This is a genomic window from Rhodoferax sp. RT4P68 (assembly GCF_056521305.1).
Window position 1 is genome coordinate 369,217 of record NZ_JBWMBB010000001.1, and the last position, 17,443, is coordinate 386,659.

16 protein-coding genes are annotated in these 17,443 nt (G+C 68.4%); 9 read left to right on the forward strand and 7 right to left on the reverse strand.

Annotation, left to right across the window (positions count from 1 at the left end; genetic code table 11):
• Positions 1-104: 104 nt before the first annotated feature.
• The 5 genes from AC099J_RS01690 to AC099J_RS01710 form a co-directional block, all read right to left on the reverse strand.
• Positions 105-485, reverse strand: coding sequence for a PIN domain-containing protein (locus AC099J_RS01690; RefSeq protein ID WP_479613464.1), 381 nt, complete (start codon positions 483-485; stop codon positions 105-107).
• A gap of 107 nt (positions 486-592) precedes the next feature.
• Positions 593-1,651: a helix-turn-helix domain-containing protein gene (locus tag AC099J_RS01695; RefSeq protein ID WP_479613465.1), complete on the reverse strand. Its 1,059-nt coding sequence runs from the start codon at positions 1,649-1,651 to the stop codon at positions 593-595.
• A 73-nt stretch (positions 1,652-1,724) separates the two neighbouring features.
• Positions 1,725-2,531 (reverse strand): crotonase/enoyl-CoA hydratase family protein, encoded by an 807-nt coding sequence (locus tag AC099J_RS01700; protein WP_479613466.1) that lies wholly within the window; start codon positions 2,529-2,531, stop codon positions 1,725-1,727.
• Positions 2,532-2,716: 185 nt separating this feature from the next.
• On the reverse strand, positions 2,717-3,307 hold the full coding sequence (locus AC099J_RS01705) for a CHRD domain-containing protein (RefSeq protein ID WP_479613467.1): 591 nt from the start codon (positions 3,305-3,307) through the stop codon (positions 2,717-2,719).
• Positions 3,308-3,539: 232 nt separating this feature from the next.
• Entirely contained in the window at positions 3,540-4,394 is an 855-nt protein-coding gene (locus tag AC099J_RS01710; protein WP_479613468.1) for a 3-hydroxybutyryl-CoA dehydrogenase, read from the reverse strand.
• A gap of 169 nt (positions 4,395-4,563) precedes the next feature.
• On the opposite strand from AC099J_RS01710, the gene AC099J_RS01715 reads away from it, so the two are divergent.
• Positions 4,564-6,162: a GMC family oxidoreductase gene (locus AC099J_RS01715; RefSeq protein WP_479613469.1), complete on the forward strand. Its 1,599-nt coding sequence runs from the start codon at positions 4,564-4,566 to the stop codon at positions 6,160-6,162.
• A 145-nt stretch (positions 6,163-6,307) separates the two neighbouring features.
• Here the strand turns inward: AC099J_RS01715 and AC099J_RS01720 are convergent, their stop codons facing one another.
• A complete protein-coding gene (locus tag AC099J_RS01720) occupies positions 6,308-7,465 on the reverse strand; it encodes a citrate synthase family protein (protein WP_479613470.1) in 1,158 nt (385 codons plus the stop codon).
• A 121-nt stretch (positions 7,466-7,586) separates the two neighbouring features.
• Here AC099J_RS01720 and AC099J_RS01725 point away from each other — a divergent pair, with 121 nt between their 5' ends.
• The 4 genes from AC099J_RS01725 to AC099J_RS01740 all read left to right on the forward strand — a co-directional run bounded on the left by AC099J_RS01725 (position 7,587) and on the right by AC099J_RS01740 (position 11,413).
• Positions 7,587-8,540, forward strand: coding sequence for a 2-hydroxyacid dehydrogenase (locus tag AC099J_RS01725; protein WP_479613471.1), 954 nt, complete (start codon positions 7,587-7,589; stop codon positions 8,538-8,540).
• A 212-nt stretch (positions 8,541-8,752) separates the two neighbouring features.
• The gene (locus AC099J_RS01730; RefSeq protein ID WP_479613817.1) at positions 8,753-9,703 is read left to right on the forward strand and encodes a Bug family tripartite tricarboxylate transporter substrate binding protein; all 951 of its coding nucleotides are present in this window, start codon (positions 8,753-8,755) and stop codon (positions 9,701-9,703) included.
• Positions 9,704-9,890: 187 nt separating this feature from the next.
• On the forward strand, positions 9,891-10,883 hold the full coding sequence (locus tag AC099J_RS01735; RefSeq protein ID WP_479613472.1) for a tripartite tricarboxylate transporter substrate binding protein: 993 nt from the start codon (positions 9,891-9,893) through the stop codon (positions 10,881-10,883).
• Between the two features lie 122 nt (positions 10,884-11,005).
• Positions 11,006-11,413 carry a hypothetical protein gene (locus tag AC099J_RS01740; protein ID WP_479613473.1) on the forward strand — a complete coding sequence of 136 codons (408 nt, stop codon included), beginning with the start codon at positions 11,006-11,008 and terminating at the stop codon, positions 11,411-11,413.
• 322 nt (positions 11,414-11,735) lie between these two features.
• Here AC099J_RS01740 and ylqF read toward each other — a convergent pair whose 3' ends face one another.
• Positions 11,736-12,680, reverse strand: coding sequence for a ribosome biogenesis GTPase YlqF (gene ylqF, locus AC099J_RS01745; RefSeq protein ID WP_479613474.1), 945 nt, complete (start codon positions 12,678-12,680; stop codon positions 11,736-11,738).
• A 237-nt stretch (positions 12,681-12,917) separates the two neighbouring features.
• On the opposite strand from ylqF, the gene AC099J_RS01750 reads away from it, so the two are divergent.
• From AC099J_RS01750 to AC099J_RS01765, 4 genes are all read left to right on the forward strand, one after another.
• On the forward strand, positions 12,918-13,757 hold the full coding sequence (locus tag AC099J_RS01750; protein ID WP_479613475.1) for a class II aldolase/adducin family protein: 840 nt from the start codon (positions 12,918-12,920) through the stop codon (positions 13,755-13,757).
• Between the two features lie 49 nt (positions 13,758-13,806).
• On the forward strand, positions 13,807-15,369 hold the full coding sequence (locus AC099J_RS01755; protein ID WP_479613476.1) for an ABC transporter substrate-binding protein: 1,563 nt from the start codon (positions 13,807-13,809) through the stop codon (positions 15,367-15,369).
• Between the two features lie 245 nt (positions 15,370-15,614).
• Entirely contained in the window at positions 15,615-16,589 is a 975-nt protein-coding gene (locus AC099J_RS01760) for an ABC transporter permease (protein ID WP_479613477.1), read from the forward strand.
• A gap of 9 nt (positions 16,590-16,598) precedes the next feature.
• A complete protein-coding gene (locus tag AC099J_RS01765; protein WP_479613478.1) occupies positions 16,599-17,441 on the forward strand; it encodes an ABC transporter permease in 843 nt (280 codons plus the stop codon).
• Positions 17,442-17,443 lie beyond the last annotated feature (2 nt).

Here is a 17,443-nt window from a genome sequence, read left to right on the forward strand (position 1 = left end):
CTCAAGGTGCAGGCTTCGCCTGCGGCTTGCCTTTTTGCACCATGTAGATGCCACCGGGAACGACACCTCGCCCTCCATCACGTAGCCAATCTCCACGGCGGCGGTCAAGCAGACCAGGCGCTGAGCCGCGCCTGGCACTCGGAACCGGGGAGGCGCGCTCCATGTGTGAGCATGGCCTGCAGACCGTGGCGGGCTTGCGCTGGGCTGACAACCGCGTGCGACACCAGCTGGTCCAGCAGCCATAGCGCGCCAAAGACCTGCAATCCGTCCTGCTGGGCCTGCTTTCTCAACCGCCCATCGCCAGTCAGCAGAGGTCGTCCGGTGTCCTGGGCAAGCAGATAGCAGGAAACGTCAGCCACCGAGCTGTTGTTGTGCGCGAGCTTTAGTTTGAACAGGCGCTGCATAGCCGACTCGTCCATGGTTTCCACCAGAAGGCCGAAGCCGATCAACACCCCGTGCTCGATATCGTGCAGCTCCTGTAGCACGAAGTCCGTGCTACACAAACTGAACGGCAGCTAGAACAACTGCTCCAGCAGCCCAGCGTGGCGAAAGTCGATCCAGATGTTGGTATCGCTGACGTAGACCACACGGCTCATTCGTGCTCCGCCAGCCCCCGCAGGGCAGGCTCCAACTCGTCGATCCGCCGCTGCAGAAACTCTGCAGCCCGCGACGGGGTGAATAGGTCTTCCGCCAGAGCCCAGAACACTAGCGATTCGAACCGGCGCGGCCGTTCCGCGAGCAAGGGCTCAGGCTCCGCCGAGCGCCAGCCTTGTTGGCTGAACTGGATGAAGATCGACCTGTAGCCCGCGTCGCTGAGCAGGTCCAGGTCCTTCAGTCGTCTCAGCGCGACCTGCATGGAGATGCCATAGCGCCGCTTTGCATTGAGCAACTCTGCCGGATGCAAGCGCGAGCGCTTGTGCCCGCCGAAGTCTAGGACGACCTGCTCCGCTGGGTAAAGAAATGCCCCGGCAAAGCGATGACAGCACGACTCCTTTTCCTTCTCTGGCATGGCATCTGGCAGCGCCATGATCCAGTGGCCAAGTTCATGCGCTGCCGTGAAGCGCATGCGTTCTCCGGGTCGCGTGGCGTTGAGCGCGATCAGCACATGCGCACCGTCGTGCGTCGCAGCGCACGCACCATCGAAGTCTTCGGGGCCCTCCAGCAGCGCCACCTTGATTCCGTGCTCTTCCAGCAGCTGGGTAAGGTTGGCAATGGCGTCACCGCCGATCGACCATTCATCGCGCAGGCGCTTGGCGGCAGCTTCTGCGTTGTCGACCGAGGTCACCGCAATCGCATGGGCCGGTGCCGGCTGTGCCCTGACATCGGCCGCATCGAAGCATCGCTCCAACGCGATGTAGCGCTCGAGGTGCTCGCGCATCTGCTCTTCGACCTGGTCCTGCCGGTACTTCGGCATCTTGGCCAGCTTTCTGAATTCCAATGGCGCCAGCGTGACCGCATCTGAGCGGAAAAAGTACTCGGGCTTGACGGCAAGTGCTTGGGACAACTGCAGCAAGCGGGTCGAATTGGGCACCGATTCGCCCTTCTCGAACTTGTTGAGCGCTTGCTTGCTGATGTCGCCCAGCTGCTGCGCCAACGCCTCCAGACTGAGCCCCCGCAGCACGCGGGCGCGTCGGATGCGGTCATGCATCATGGTGGACCTCCTTGGTTGACGAATTCTATTCGCCACGGAGATTTGTCAACCAGCGCGCCGGCCTAGTGCCCTGCTACTTCCCGCTGAACCGCGCCGCCCGCCGCTCCACGAACGCCCGCACGCCCTCTGCCGCATCCTCGCTGTTCGCCAGCTTGCGCTGCACGTCAATGAACTCCGCAGCCGCCGCCAGCGGCCCGACCTCCACCGTCTTGCGCACGCTTTGGCGCGTCGCCACCACGGCCATCGGCGCCTGGGCGGCAATCGCCTCGGCAATGCGCAGCGCCTCGTCCAGCTGCGTGCCCGCCGGCACCACCTTCTGCACGAAGTTCAGCCGCAGCGCTTCGGCTGCATCGAACACGTCGGCCGTCAGCAGATGCAGCAGCGCGTTGCCGCTGCCCGCGCGCTCGGCCATGCGCAGCGTGGCGCCGCCGGTGGCCATGATGCCGCGCTGCACTTCCAGCTGCGAGAAGCGGCAGTCGTCGGCCGCGATGACGATGTCGGCCGCCAGCATCAGCTCGATGCCCAGCGTGTAGGTGATGCCTTGCACCGCCACCACCATGGGCTTGGTGCGGCGGCGGTAAGGCGGCTGGCCGAGGTCAACCGGGTCGACCTGGCCGTCGGCATACGCCTTCTCGCCGCGCTGCATCAGCGGCGCGAAGCTGGGCAGATCCAGCCCGGCCGTGAAGTGCGCGCCCTCAGCATGCAACACGCCCACGCGCAGTGCGGGGTCGTCGTCCAGCCGGCTGTAGGCATCGGAGAGCGCGCGCAGCATCGGCGGCGTGAAGCCGTTGCGCTTGGCCGGGCGGTCGATGCCGATCAAGAGGATGTGGCCGCGCTGTTCGCAGACGATGCGGCCTTCGGGGGGTGTCGCGTGTTCCATGGGGTCACCTGTCTCCTGGCGTTAGCGCCCGCGTCGCGATGCGTCGCCCGCAGAAACGCAGACGCGCCGACGCGGCGGGCGGTGCATTCTGTGCGCAGGGTGATGGACGGTGCGACGCCTTTGCGACGCCCGTGCGGCCCGCCGGCTGAGGGCGCCGGGTTGGGGCGCGGCGGGCGCCCCGCGGTTCAGCCGCGCGGGCGCAACTGGCGCCGACCCCAGCCGATGGCGACCAGACCGAGGGCCACCAGGGCCAGGCTGGCCGGCTCGGGCACTTGATGCAGGAAGCCACGGATCTCACCGCCCGGGAAGGTCGTGGTATGGATGTTGAGGTACGCCCGTCCGGCATCGAAGCCGGCGATCAGCGCGCCCTCGGCGTTGCCGACCACGCCGCCCCCGAAGTTGGTGAGGAAGCCGGCCGTGTACGTCGATGGGTCGCTCAGGTCCAGCAGCATGGAATAGCTGCCGTCGTTCACGGCCGTGGGGAATCCGGGCAGTGTGCCCGGTGTGACCGCCACGCCGATCGTGCCCTCGCCCGGCATCAGCGTGCAGCAGTGGATGTGGGCCACGGTGGTGGTGCCGGACAGGCCGCTCCAGTCGGTCGCGATCTGCAGCGTGTGCGCCACCGAGTCGTAATCGACGGTGACGCTGCCCGATCCGGTGGCGCCGGCAACCTCGGGGGCCAGCGGGCTCTGGTACCGGATGAGGGCAGCCTCGCTCGGCTGCGCCAGGGTGACCAGAGCCGCGCTGATTGCTACGGCCAGTGGGAACATCGGCATCGTGTCTCCTCCTTTTGGATGGAGGCGCCATAAGCAATATTTGCGCCTCAGCCAGCGCACCAGGCGGAAATTATTCACGAAATCATCGACTTACTGCGTTGTACGGGGCAGCAAAGTGCCGCATCGACTGGCGCGTCAGACGCGCAGTGGCAATTTTTTCGACGCTGTGTGCCTTCCCAGTGCGGCCGGGTGTTGAGCGCTCACCGCAGCGCATCCAGCCAGCCGCGTGGGCTCAATACGCGTACACGCCGCGCCCGGTCTTGCGGCCCAGGCGGCCGGCGGCCACCATCTCCTTGAGCAGCGGGCACGGCCGGTACTTGCTGTCGCCGAACTCTTCCAGGTAGACGTTCATGACCGCCAGGCACACGTCCAGGCCGATCATGTCGGCAAGGGCCAGCGGGCCGATGGGGTGGTTGCAGCCCAGCTTCATGCCGGCGTCGATGTCTTCGGCGGTCGCCACGCCTTCGGCGAGCACGAAGAAGGCCTCGTTGATCATCGGCACCAGGATGCGGTTGACGACGAAGCCCGACGCGTTCTTCACCGTGATGGGCGACTTGCCCAGTGCGGTCGCCAGCGCCTGCACGGCAGCGTGCGTGGCGTCGCTGGTCTGCAGGCCGCGGATGATCTCCACCAGCGCCATCATCGGCACCGGGTTGAAGAAATGCATCCCGATGAATTGCTCGGGCCGGCTGGTGGCTGCGGCCAGCTTGGTGATGCTGATCGACGAGGTGTTCGATGCGATCAGCGCCTCGGGCGGCAGCACGCTTTCTGCCTGCTTCAGGATCTTCAGCTTGAGCTCGTAGTTCTCGGTCGCGGCCTCGATCACCAGTTGCGCGGCGGCCAGGTCGGCGTATTGCGTGCTGGTGGTGATGCGGCCCAGCGCGGCGGCCTTGTCGGCCTCGGTGATCTTGTCCTTCTTGATCAGCCGGTCCAGGCTGCCGGCCACGGTGGCCACGCCCTTGGCGACGGCATCGTTCGAGATGTCGACCATGACGACGTCGATGCCGCTGGTCGCGCAGGCCTGTGCAATGCCGTTGCCCATGGTGCCGGCGCCGATGATGCCGACGGTGCGGATGGTGTTGCTCATGTGGGGAAGCTCCTGTGATGGTGGGAAATCGGGTGGCGCGCCATGTTGCGCTGCAGCAATGCTGGCATCATAAAGTCGGGCTGCAGGCACCAGCCTGTTGCGCGGCCGTGCCCCGCACCCAGCGCCAAGCAACTCCTGTGCGCACCTGTGCCCGTCCCGACAGACCCTGATGAACAGCTTTGACTACCTGGTGATCGGCGGCGGCTCGGCCGGCTGCGTGCTGGCCGGGCGCCTCAGCGAAGACCCGCGCGTGCAGGTGGCGCTGATCGAGGCCGGCCCGCCGGACGGCAGCGCGCTCATCCGCTGCCCTGCCGGCATCGCCCTGCTGGCGCGCACCGGCGGCGCCAACTGGCGGCTGGCCACCGTGCCGCAGCCCGGGCTGAACGGGCGCTGCGGCTACCAGCCGCGCGGCAAGGTGCTGGGCGGCTCCAGCGCCATCAACGCGATGGTCTACGCGCGCGGCCACCGTGCCGACTACGACGCCTGGGCCGCCGCCGGCAACGCGGGCTGGTCGTACGACGAACTGCTGCCGTACTTTCGCCAGAGCGAGTGCAACAGCCGCGGCGCGGACGCCTGGCACGGCGACGACGGGCCACTGCATGTGGCCGACCTGCAATCGCCCAACCCCACCAGCCTGGCCTTTGTGCAGGCGGCGCAGCAGGCCGGCCTGGCGCCGAATGCCGACTTCAACGGTGCCGAACAAGAAGGCATCGGCTTCTACCAGGTGACCCAGCGCGGCGGCGAGCGCTGCAGCGCCGCCACGGCCTACCTCAAGCCGCACCTGGCGCGGCCCAACCTGCAGGTGGTGACCGGCGCGCAGGTGGTGCGCATCGTGCTGGAGGGCACGCGCGCCGTCGGCGTCGACTACCACCGCGACGGCCTGGTGCAGCGCCTGCACGCGCGGCGCGAGGTGCTGCTGGCGGCAGGCGCGCTGCATTCGCCGCAGCTGCTGATGCTCTCGGGCATCGGCCCTCGCGCGCATCTGGTCGAGCAGGGCGTGGCCCTGCGGCACGCGCTGCCCGGCGTCGGTCTGCACCTGCACGACCACGTGGACTTGGTGCTGAGCCTGCGCGCGCCGGGCGCGCGCGATGCCCTGGGCCTGTCACCCGGCGGCGCGCTGCGGGCCGCGCGCGGCGTGGTGGATTGGGCGCGCCACCGGCGCGGCCTGTTGACCAGCAACCTGGCCGAGGCCGGTGGCTTCGTGCGCAGCCAGCCGAGCGAGCCGCTGCCCGACCTGCAGTTGTTCTTCGTCATCGGCCAACTGGTGGACCACGGGCGGCGCGTGCTGCCGGGTCACGGCTATTCGCTGCATGTGAGCGTGCTGCGCCCGGCCAGCCGCGGCAGCGTGCGGCTCGAGGGCAAAGACCCGGACCAGCCGCCGCAGATCGACCCCAACTTCCTGGGCGAGCGCGAAGACCTGGAATGCCTGCTGCGTGGGCTGCACATCGCCCGCCGCATCGTGGCCCAACCGGCGCTGGCCGCGCTGGGCGGGCGCGAGCCGCGCGCGCTGGCCCGCGCCCGGGGCGATCTGGCGCTGGAGGCCTACCTCCGCGAGCACGCCGACACCGCCTACCACCCGGTGGGCAGCTGCCGGATGGGCCCAGGCCCGCTGGACGTGGTGGACCACCGGCTGCGCGTGCACGGCCTGCAGGGGCTGCGCGTAGTCGATGCGTCGGTGATGCCCAGCATCGTCGGCGGCGGGCTGAATGCCACCGTGGTCATGCTGGCCGAGAAAGCGGTGGCCATGTTGCGCGAGGACGCGGGGTAAGGCGTCGGCGCGCCTTGCGGCCCAGCGGCTGGTAGCGAGCGCTGTGCCTGGCTGAACGCTCGGCCCACGCTCACATGTGACCACATGTGACGCACATGCACGCGCTCGGGCAAGCAGACCCGCAGTCGCATGAGCGTTCGAGCGGTCAGGCCCGTGCGAGTGCCTGCACGTCCGGCGCCAAACCCACATAGCGCCCACGTGGCCGGATCACCTGCGCCTCGCCCAGCTGCTCCAGGCTGTGCGCCAGCAGCCCCACGCTGCGCGCCGTGGCGAACAGGCCGAAGGCCGCATCCGCCGGCAGCCGGTGGTGCGCCACCAGCGCGGCCAGCGCCACGTCGATGTTGGGCTGCAGGCCGGTCAGCGCGGTGGCCTTGTCGATGAAGCGCGCGACCACCGGTGATGGCTCGCACAGCGCCAGCAGCGCGGCGGCGCGCGGGTCGCCATCGGGGTAGAGAAAGTGGCCGAAGCCGGCCAGCGGCAGCCCGGCCGACAGATGGTGCGCCAGCACCGCGTCTTCCCCCAGCCGCTGCACGTCGGCAAACAGCGCCTGCACGCGGCCCGAGGCATCGCCATGCAGCGGGCCGGAGAGGGTCGTCAGCCCCGCCAGCAGGCAGGCCGGCAGGGAAGCCCCGGTCGACGCGGCAATGCGCGCGGCAAAGGCCGAGCTGGTCAGCTCATGGTCCAGCAGCAACACCATGGCCGTGCGCAGCAACTCGGCCACCGGGGCCGGCTGCTGCCACCCCGCCGCAAAGCGCAGGTGCAGCGGCTGCCCGCCCGGCTGCGCGCCGAAGGCATTGGCCACCTGGCCGACCAGGCCCTGGCATTCCAGGTGCAGCACGCGCGTCAAGCGCCCGCGCGTGGAATGCCCGGTCGCCGCCAACGCCCCCAGCGCCGTGAACGCGGCCACCCGGCCCGGCTGCTCGACCGCTGTGGCGCAGGCGAAGTCGACCGGCTGCGCCGCGTCCCACAGCAGCCGGGCCGCGTCTTCCAGCGTGGCGGTGCGGGCCAGGGCGATGGCGTCCTGCCCCCGGTAGTGCGGCCGCCCGCGCACGAACGAGCTGAGCGCCGTGGGGATGCTCGGCTCCGCGCCGAACAGCGTGTTGGCGGCCAATGTTTCGTGCTTGCGGCCGGCCTGCTTGCGCTTGGCCAGCCCGGCCACATGCTCGGCGCGGTACAGGCTGCGCCGGGAATCCGCCGGGTCGGGCGTCACCTCCAGCTTGCCTCGGCTCACGTAGGCATACACCGTTTGCGGCCGCACGCCCAGCAGGCGGCAGGCCTCTTCCATCGAGATCCAGGAAGCCATGGGAAAGCGCTCGTTGATTTATATACATTGATTTTAATCGTCAAGATTGCGTTGAAAATCAATGATTGATTACGATCGGTTCAACGCCGCAGCCGCCGCCGTTCCCTTCGGAGACAAGCCCATGCAACCCCAAGTCCTGCAACTCAACCCCATCCTGATCCCCTCGGTGAACGAGCAACTGGCCGCGCGCTACACCGTGCACAAGCTGTTCGAGGTGCAGGACCAGGCGGGGTACCTGCGCGAGCACGGCGCGCACATCCAGGCCGCGATCACCGGCGGCCACACCGGCATCCCCCGCGCCATGCTGGAGATGCTGCCGGCGCTCAAGGTGGTGGCCGTCAACGGTGTCGGCACCGACGCGGTCGACCTGGCCTACTGCCGCAGCCGCAGCCTGGCCGTCACCGCCACGCTGGGCGCGCTGACCGAAGACGTGGCCGACCTGGCCATCGGCCTGTTGATCGCCGCCTGCCGCAACCTGGCCGCTGGCGACCGTTTCGTGCGCGATGGCGAGTGGGAGTTGAAGCCCCAGCCCAGCGCCATCCCCCTGGCGCGCCGTTTCAGCGGCATGCGCGTGGGCATCGTCGGCATGGGCCGTGTCGGCCGCGCGGTGGCCCAGCGCGCTGCGGGCTTCGGCTGCCCCATCCTCTACACCGACCTGCGCGCCATGGACGACGTGCCCCACACCTTCGTGGCCGACCTGGTCGACCTGGCCCGCCAGTGCGACGCGCTGGTGCTGTGCGCCGCCGCCGACCAGGCCGAGGGCATCGTCAATGCCGCCGTGCTCGATGCCCTCGGCCCGCGCGGCTTTCTGGTCAACGTGGCCCGGGGCCGGCTGGTCAACGAAGCCGACCTGACCGCAGCGCTGGTGGCCGGGCGCATCGCCGGCGCCGGGCTGGACGTGTTCGTCGACGAGCCGCGCGTGCCGCTGGCGCTGCGCCAGTGCGAGAACGTGACGCTGCAGGCCCACCGCGCCAGCGCCACCTGGGAGACCCGCACCGCCATGGCCGAGATGGTGCTGGCCAGTGTGGACCAGGCCATCGCCGGCGAGCGCCCGGCCATGAGCCTGACCACCTGAGCGCGCGAGCGCAGCCGCGCGACACCCACCACGCGGCCGCCGCCCGCCGCCACCCCCGCAACCAGACCGGCGACCCCAAGCCGCTTGCGACCTGCACGCCTCGAACCCCTCACGGAGACATTGCCTTGACCACCAGCCGTACCCCTCTGGCCTGCCAACCCGCCCAGCTCGCCAAGCCCGCCAAGCCCGCCAAGCTCGCAGCCACGCTCGCCATCGTCGCCTGCGCGCTCGGCGCACTCACCAGCGCCCCCGCGTTCGCCCAGACCTTCCCCGCGCGCCCCGTCACGCTGGTCGTGCCCTTTCCACCCGGCGGCGGCACCGACACCGGTGGCCGCGTCATCGCCGAGCAGCTCAGCCGCCGCTGGGGCCAGCCGGTCGTCGTCGAGAACAAGGGCGGCGCCGCCGGCCAGATCGGTGCGGACTACGTCGCCAAAGCCAAGCCCGACGGCTACACCCTGCTGCTGGGCAACATCGGCACGCAGGCCATCAACCCGTCGCTCTACGCCAAGCTGCCCTACGACGCCGACAAGGCCTTCGCCCCGGTCTCGCTGGTGGCCGAGTTGCCATTAGCCATGATGGTCAACCCCGCGACCCCGGCCAGGACGGCGGCCGAGTTCATCGCGCTGGCCAAGTCCAAGCCCGGCCAGCTGAGCTACAGCAGCTCGGGCGCTGGCGGTGCGCCGCACCTGGCGGCCGAGCTGTTCAAGGACCAGACCGGCACCTTCGTGCTGCACGTGCCCTACCGTGGCGGCGGCCCGGCGATTGCCGATTTGCTGGCCGGCCATGTGCAGTTGTCGTTCATGACGGTGCTGGAGGCCTCGGGCCATATCAAGGCCGGCAAGCTCAAGGCCCTGGCCGTCACCGGCGCCCAGCGCGTCGCCGCCTTCCCCGATGTGCCCACGCTGGCCGAGGGCACGGTGCCCGGCTTCAACGCCATCTCGTGGATCGGTCTGCTGGCCCCGGCCGGCACGCCAGCCGAGCTGGTGGAGAAGATCTCGGCCGATGTGCGCGCCGTGCTGGCCGATGAAGCCGTCAAAGCCCGCTTCGTCGCCCTGGGCGGCGTGCCGCGCGCGACCCTGCCTGCCGAGTTCGGCAAGATGATCGCGGACGACAAAGCGCGCTACGCCCAGATCATCCGCAGCCGCAAGATCACGGTGGAGTGACATGACGGTGCCTGTCCCCACCGCCCCCGCGCCCACCGCGCTGGCGGTGGCAGGCGCCACCGCCGTCTTCCCGGTCTGCCGCAGCACATGGCCGTGATGCCCAGCGCCAAGCCCTTCGTCAGGCGCGGCTGAGCCACACGGCAAGACGATCGTTCCACCCGCCCATCCACCCGCAAGAGGAGACACCATGCACCGCAAGACCCTGCTGAAGACCATCGCCGCCACGGCCGCAGCCGCCGCCATCGCCGCGCTGGCCCTGGCACCCACGCTGGCCAGCGCCCAGGCCTACCCCAGCCGCGCCATCAAGATCATCGTGCCGGCCCCGCCCGGCGGTGCGATCGACATCATTGCCCGCGTCGTCGGCGACAAGCTGGCCGCCTCCATGGGCCAGCCGGTGATCGTGGACAACAAGCCCGGTGCGTCCAACAACCTGGGCACCGACCTGCTCGCCAAGTCGCCGCCCGACGGCTACACCATCGGCATCGTCGGCGGCAGCCACAACATCAACAAGTTCCTGTTCAAGAACCTGGGCTGGGACCCGGAGAAGAGCTTCGAGCCCATCGTCTACACCCACGTGGTGCCGCTGGTGTTCGCGATCTATCCGCAGATCCCCGCCAAGACGCTGCCGGAGTTGATCGCCTGGATGAAGGCCAACCCCGACCAGGCCAAGGTCGCCACCTCGGGCCGTGGCAGCGCGCAGGAGATGGCGGCCGAGATGTTCCGCATGGCCGCCGCCACCGACATGCTGCTGGTGCCCTACAAGGGCTCGGCCGCCGCGCATCCGGACTTGATGGGTGGCCGCACCGCGCTGTACATCGACACCATCAGCGCCATCCAGTCGCAGGTGAAGGCCGGCAACGTGCGCGCTGTGGCCGTGTCCACCGCCAAGCGCACCGCCGCGCTGCCCGATGTGCCGACCGCCGACGAGCAGGGCCTGAAGGGCTACGACGCGAACACGAATGGCGGCATGCTGGCACCGGCCGGCACGCCCAAGGCCATCGTCGACAAGCTGAACGCCGAGATCAACGCGGCGTTGAAGATGCCCGACGTGCGCGCCAAGCTGGAGGCCGCCGGCATCGAGATCCAGGGCGGCACGCCGCAGGACTATGCGGCGCTGATCAAGTCGGACCTGGCGAAGTGGAGCAAGGTGGTGAAGGCGGCGGGGATTGCGTTGGAGTGAGTGGGGTGGGGGTTGTTGAGACCGTGGCGCCAGACGGCCTGTGGGCTCGCGTGGTCGGCTGGGAGGTGCGCAAACTCGCCTGACAATGGCGCTGCGATTGCCCCGCGCGAGGCCACATCCCCATGAACGACGTAGAAATCGAACAAGCCGTCTCCGACCTGGCGCTGCACACGAAGATGACGGCGGTAACCGCCAAGACGGCGCGCGCGAACAAGGCGTCAAGCAATGCCTACGGAAAGTCGGCAGCGTGGCCGCATGCGGAATTTGTGCAAGCCCGCTTGCACAATTTCCCTGGTACCACCATCAGGCACTGCTGGACAAACTGCCTGGCCCGCAGACGCGAAGCTGGTATGCGGCCAAGGCCATCGCGCACAACTTGTCGCGCGACATTCTGGTCATCGAAACCCGTTTGCTCGAGCGCAGCGGCCAAGCAGCCACCAACTTCCCCGCCACACTGCGCCGCGGCGCAGTCCGACCTGGCACGTGAATCGCTCAAAGATGCTTATCGCTTCAACATCTGGGCCAGTTGAGCTTCTACCTGACCGCCGTGGACGAATAGGTCAATCATCCGCAGGACGGGCCGACCATCGGGCCGCTGCTGTGCAAGAGCGAGAACAAGGTGGTGGCCGAGTACGCGCTGCGCAACCTGAACAAGCCGCTGGGCGTGGCGGACTACCAACTGGTGGAGCCCCTACCCCGGAACTGCGGACCAGCCTTCCCAGCATCGAGCAGATCGAGCGCGAGACGGCAGACGATGGGATTTGATCGGGTGTTGATTGCCTTGGTCCAACAGGCTGTTGGACGAGTTGGTTCGGCCGAAAGAGTGTTCTCTTGGAGTGCAGCATGTAGGGCTCAGCCCCCACGTTCCTGCCGCAGATCGGGCTTCGCCTTCGGCTTCTTGCGCGCCACCTTCTTCGCATCGCGCTCCGCATCCCGCACCCGCGCCTCTTCCTCCCACCCCACGAACTCCTCCACCGTCTCCAGCGTCACCGCCCCCCAGGCCCCGCTGCGGAAATCGTGGATCGCGATCTCGGCGGCCTTCTGCAGATGCGGCCGGCCACCGGCCAGCAGCGGCGCGCGCTTGCGGCCGATGCCAGCCAGCACGGCTTCGTCGTTCCAGCCGCTCATGTCCTCGATCGCATAGCGCGCCTGCAGCCGGTCCGGGTGGTGGCGCAGCATCTGCGTGAGCAGCGCCAGCGCCACGTCTTCATCGTCGTAGGCATTGCGGCCCACCGCGCCGCTGGCCGCCAGGTGCTGGCCGCTCTGCTCGATGGCGATGCGCGGCCACAGCATGCCGGGCGTGTCGTACAGATAGAAGTCGTCCTCCAGCACGATGCGCTGCTCCAGCTTGGTGATGCCGGCCTCGTCCCCCGTCTTGGCGGCGCGCTTGCCGCGCAAGGTGTTGACCAGGGTGGACTTGCCCACGTTGGGTACGCCGCAGATCAGCACCCGCATCGGCTTGACCATGCCGCCGCGCAGCGGCGCGAGCGCGCGGCAGGCGGCCACCAGCTGACGTGCCGGCGCCGTCTCGCCCGCGTCAAGCGCCAGCGCCTGGGTGCCGGGCCGGGCCTGCAAGTGGGCCAGCCACAGGGCCGTTTGCGCCGGGTCGGCCAGGTCCTGCTTGTTCAGGATCTTCAGCGCCGGTTTGCCGGCCGTCAGCTCGGCCAGCAGCGGGTTGGCGCTGGAACCGGGCAGCCGCGCGTCCAGCAGCTCGATCACCACGTCGATCTCCGGCATGCGCTCCACGATCGCCTTGCGGGTCGTGTGCATGTGACCGGGGAACCATTGGATGGACATGAGTGGGCTTTCGGGCGAGAGGCGGGACGGGGATTGTCGCGGCGCGGCGCAGACCCGTTTGCGCACGCTCATGAACTCGGCGCACGGCGCTGGTGCACTTTTGCAGTATTTGCAACCACTTTGCGCACGATCAACGGGTATTTGCGGATGTTCTGGCTGGCATGCAATCTGCATGATGTCAGCTGTCGACAGATGACAAACAACTTCCGGCAGACAACCACAGGCTTCCAGAACTCCATGACCACCGCCACCCGCAGCCCTACCTTGCACGCGCTTGCCCCTTCGCAGACCACACTGCAGGTGTCTTCGGGCCACGCGCCGTCGGACGCCGAGCGCCAGGTCCGTGAAGACTTGGCCGCAGCCTACCGGTTGGTGGCGCTCTACGGCATGGACGACAGCATCTACACCCACATCTCCGCGCGCGTGCCGGGCACGGACGACCAGTTCCTGATCAACCCCTTCGGCATGCTGTTTCGCGACATCACGGCAAGCTCCCTCGTCAAGATCGACCTGGCGGGCCACATCGTCGAGCCCAATGGCTACGACGTGAACCCCGCCGGTTTCACCATCCACAGCGCCGTGCACGCCGCCCGGCACGACGCCGTCTGCGTGCTGCACACCCACACGGTGGCGGGCGTGGCCGTGTCCTCTCTGGCCGGTGGCCTGCAGCCGTGCAACCAGTGGGCGTTGCAGTTCCACAACCGCGTGGCGTATCACGACTACGAAGGCATCGCGCTGAACCATGCCGAGCGCGAGCGCCTGGTGGCCGATCTGGGCGCCACGCACCGCGCGCTGATCCTGCGCAACCACGGCCTGGTGACGCTGGGCCGCAGCGTGGCCGAGGGCTTCATCCTGATGCACAACCTGGAGCGCGCCTGCCGCGTGCAGATCGCCGTCCAGGGCACCGGCCAGGCCATCTACCCGGTGCCCGAAGAGGTGTGCGAGCTGACCGCGCAGCAGTACGCCAGCGGTGACACCAACCGCCTGGCCGCCGTGCCCACCGACCCCTATGCCCGCGAATGGCGTGCGCTGCTGCAGCGGCTCGAAGCGCCGACCAGCGCCTCGTTCCGCGACTGATTCCCGCTGACTCCTGCTCCCCCACATCCCCACTGAAAGGACCGCCACGATGCAACGCCGCCACCTGCTCCAAGCCAGCTCCGCCGCCCTCGGCCTGTCGATCGCCGGCGTGCCTCTGCACAGTCTGGCGCAAGCCAAGAAGGGCGTGGTCAATGTGATGGTGCAGCCCGAGCCGCCGGGCCTGATGATGGGCATCGTGCAGAACGGCCCGACGCAGCTGATCTCCGGCAACATCTACGAAGGCCTGCTGCGCTACGACGACAAGCTGCAGCCGCAGCCCCAGCTGGCGACCTCGTGGACGGTCAGCCCCGACGCGCTGACCTACGTCTTCAAGCTCAAGCCGGGCGTGAAATGGCACGACGGCAAGCCCTTCACCTCGGCCGACGTGGTGTTCTCGTGCGACGTGTTCCTACGCAAGACGCACGCACGCTTCCGCGCCAGCCTGGCGCATGTGGAATCGATCAAGGCGCTCGACACGCTGACGGTCGAATTCAAGCTCAAGCAGCCGTTCGGCCCGTTCATGGGCATCTTCGAGAACGGCACCATGCCCATGGTGCCCAAGCACCTGTACGAGGGCACCGACTTCCTGACCAACCCGGCCAATGCCACGCCCATCGGCACCGGCCCGCTGAAGTTCAAGGAATGGGCCAAGGGCAGCTACATCCACCTGGTCGCCAACCCCGACTACCACCAGGCCGGCGCCGTCAATGTGGAGAGCGTGTACTTCCATGTGATCCCTGACGCCGCCGCGCGCGCCGCCGCATTCGAATCGGGCAAGGTCGACATCGCGCCGGGCGGCACGGTCGAATACTTCGACGTGGGCCGCTTGGCCAAGCTGCCGGGTGCCGCCGTCACCACCAAGGGCTGGGAATTCTTCGCGCCGCACAGCTGGCTGTGGATGAACAACCGCACCGCGCCGATGAACAGCGTGAAGTTCCGCCAGGCGGTGTGGACGGCCATCGACCGCGAAGCCATGGCCAAGATCGCCTGGTACGGCTACGCCAAGCCGGCCACCGGCCCGTTCAACAGCAACATTGCGCACTACAGCGCCGACGTCACCAAATACCCGCGCGATCTGGCCAAGGCCAAGGCCCTGCTGGCCGAGTCCGGCTACAAGGGCGAGACCATCCGCCTGCTGCCCCTGCCCTATGGCGAATCGTGGCAGCGCCAGGCCGAGATCGTGCGCCAGAACCTGACGCAGGCCGGCATCAAGATCGAGACCGTCGCCACCGACGTGGCCGGCTGGAACCAGCGCTGCAACGAGTGGGATTTCGACCTCGCCTTCACCTACGTCTACCAGTACGGCGACCCGGCGCTGGGCGTGGGCCGCAACTACACCAGCGACAACATCGCCAAGGGCTCGCCGTTCAACAACGTAGCCGGCTACGTGAACCCCAAGGTCGACGAGCTGTTCGCCGCCGGTGCGCGCGAGAGCGACCCGGCCAAGCGCAAGGCCATCTACCTGCAGGCGCAGAAGATCCTGGTCGATGAGGTGCCGGTGGCCTGGCTGCACGAGATCAACTTCCCAACGCTGTACCGCAGCAAGATCCAGAACGTCGTCAGCTCGGGCATCGGCCTGAACGACAGCCTGGGCCGGGTGAAGCTCGCGTAACAACCCCCAGTCTCCGCGCTGCGCGCTCCGCCAACCCCGTTGCGCTGCGCGAAGGGGGCCGAGCCCGGACACAAAAGGTCCAGTGGACCATTTGTGCCTGGCGAGGGGCCGGGCCACTGGCCCGGCGCGGCCTGCAAGGCCTCCCCAGCGGACTGGCAGAGCCAGGGCCAAAGGTGCCTTGGCCTGGCCTGCTCGCGCCCTTCGGAACAGCGCCGTGCCACGCGGTGCGCCATGGAATCCAAGCGATGAAACGACTCCAGTTCATGTCCGTGCGAATCCTGCAAGGCCTGTTGGCCCTGCTGGTGATCGCCACCGTCAACTTCATGCTGGTGCGTGCCGCGCCGGGCGACCCGGTGTCCATCATGGCCGGCGAGGCCGGGGCGTCCGACCCGCAGTTCGTGGCGCAGTTGCGCGCGCAGTTCGGGCTGGACCAGCCGCTGCCCGTGCAATTGATCAATTACCTGGGCCATGTGGTGCAGCTCGACCTGGGCTACTCGTACCGCCAGCAGCAGCCGGTGGTCGATCTGATCCTCGACCGGCTGCCCGCCACGCTGCTCTTGACCGGCACCGCCTTCGCCCTGTCGCTGGCCATGGGCATCGGCCTGGGCGCGCTGGCCAGCCGCTATGCCGGCCAATGGATCGACAGCGCCATCACCGTCGTGGCGCTGGTCTTCTACGCCACGCCTCTGTATTGGCTGGCGATGATGGCCGTGCTGGTGTTCACCGTGCAGATGGACCTGCTGCCCGCCTTCGGCTTCTTCACCGTGGGCGCCGATCTCACCGGCATGGCCCACGTGTTGGACATCGCCAAGCACCTGATCCTGCCGGCCGGCACGCTGGGCCTGTTCTACATGGCCGTCTACGCCCGCATGACGCGCGCCGCCATGCTGGAGGTGGCGCAGATGGATTTCGTGAAGACCGCCCGCGCCAAGGGCGTGCCGCCCGGCCGCATCCAGCGCAAGCACATCCTGCGCAACGCGCTGCTGCCGGTGGTCACGCTGGCCGGCATCCAGGCCGGCGGCATGATCGGCGGCGCCGTGCTGACCGAGACCGTGTTCGCCTGGCCCGGCATCGGCCGGCTGATGTTCGACGCGCTGCTGCAGCGTGACTACAACCTGCTGCTGGGCTGCTTCCTGTTCACCGCGGCCATGGCCGTGCTGTTCAACCTGATCACCGATTTCGTCTACACGCTCGTGGACCCGCGCATCGAGCTGAGCTGAGGAGCCCCCATGAAAAGCAACTTCTGGCGGCGCTTTTGCCGCAACAAGGGCGCCGTCTTCGGCCTCATCGTGCTGATGCTGGTGGCGCTGGTCACCGTGCTCGGCCCCTTCATCACACAGAACGACCCGTGGGACATGGCCGGCATGCCGTTCGCCGCGCCCCTGGCCGAGCAGGGCATGCCGCTGGGCACCGACACCATGGGCCGCGACATCCTCTCGGGCATCGTTGCCGGCGCGCGCGTGTCGCTGCTGATCGGCGTCGTCTCCACCGTGGTGTCGCTGCTGATCGGGGTGGGCGTCGGCGCCGTTTCTGGCTACTTCGGCGGCTGGGTCGACGCCACGCTGATGCGCTTCACCGAGCTGTTCCAGGCGATTCCCAGTTTCGCGCTGGCCATCGTGCTGGTGGCCATTTTCGAGCCCTCGGTGCAGTCCATCGTCACGGCCATCGCGGTGGTGTCGTGGCCGCCGGTGGCGCGGCTGGTGCGCAGCGAATTCCTCACGCTGCGCCAGCGCGACTTCGTGGCGGCAGCGCAGCTGGCGGGCCAGTCCACGCCGCGCATCATCTTGACGCAGATCTTGCCGAATGCGGCCTCGCCGATCGTCGTCATGGCCTCGCTGATGGTGGCCACGGCCATCCTGCTCGAATCGTCGTTGAGCTTCCTCGGCCTGGGCGATCCGAACCAGATGAGCTGGGGCTACATGGTCGGCTCGGCCCGCTCGGTGCTGCGCCAGGCCTGGTGGATGGCGGTGTTCCCCGGCCTCGCCATCTTGCTGACGGTGCTGGCCCTGAACCTGGTCGGTGAAGGCCTGAACGATGGCCTGAACGCGCGCGCCGATGGGAGAGGGAAATGAAG

Bases quoted from the DNA above. Each gene is read 5' to 3' on its own strand.
- AC099J_RS01695 (WP_479613465.1), bottom strand. From the start codon at position 1,651: ATGATGCATGACCGCATCCGACGCGCCCGCGTGCTGCGGGGGCTCAGT.
- AC099J_RS01700 (WP_479613466.1), bottom strand. From the start codon at position 2,531: ATGGAACACGCGACACCCCCCGAAGGCCGCATCGTCTGCGAACAGCGC.
- AC099J_RS01705 (WP_479613467.1), bottom strand. From the start codon at position 3,307: ATGCCGATGTTCCCACTGGCCGTAGCAATCAGCGCGGCTCTGGTCACC.
- AC099J_RS01710 (WP_479613468.1), bottom strand. From the start codon at position 4,394: ATGAGCAACACCATCCGCACCGTCGGCATCATCGGCGCCGGCACCATG.
- AC099J_RS01715 (WP_479613469.1), top strand. From the start codon at position 4,564: ATGAACAGCTTTGACTACCTGGTGATCGGCGGCGGCTCGGCCGGCTGC.
- AC099J_RS01720 (WP_479613470.1), bottom strand. From the start codon at position 7,465: ATGGCTTCCTGGATCTCGATGGAAGAGGCCTGCCGCCTGCTGGGCGTG.
- AC099J_RS01725 (WP_479613471.1), top strand. From the start codon at position 7,587: ATGCAACCCCAAGTCCTGCAACTCAACCCCATCCTGATCCCCTCGGTG.
- AC099J_RS01735 (WP_479613472.1), top strand. From the start codon at position 9,891: ATGCACCGCAAGACCCTGCTGAAGACCATCGCCGCCACGGCCGCAGCC.
- AC099J_RS01740 (WP_479613473.1), top strand. From the start codon at position 11,006: ATGAACGACGTAGAAATCGAACAAGCCGTCTCCGACCTGGCGCTGCAC.
- ylqF (WP_479613474.1), bottom strand. From the start codon at position 12,680: ATGTCCATCCAATGGTTCCCCGGTCACATGCACACGACCCGCAAGGCG.
- AC099J_RS01750 (WP_479613475.1), top strand. From the start codon at position 12,918: ATGACCACCGCCACCCGCAGCCCTACCTTGCACGCGCTTGCCCCTTCG.
- AC099J_RS01755 (WP_479613476.1), top strand. From the start codon at position 13,807: ATGCAACGCCGCCACCTGCTCCAAGCCAGCTCCGCCGCCCTCGGCCTG.
- AC099J_RS01760 (WP_479613477.1), top strand. From the start codon at position 15,615: ATGAAACGACTCCAGTTCATGTCCGTGCGAATCCTGCAAGGCCTGTTG.
- AC099J_RS01765 (WP_479613478.1), top strand. From the start codon at position 16,599: ATGAAAAGCAACTTCTGGCGGCGCTTTTGCCGCAACAAGGGCGCCGTC.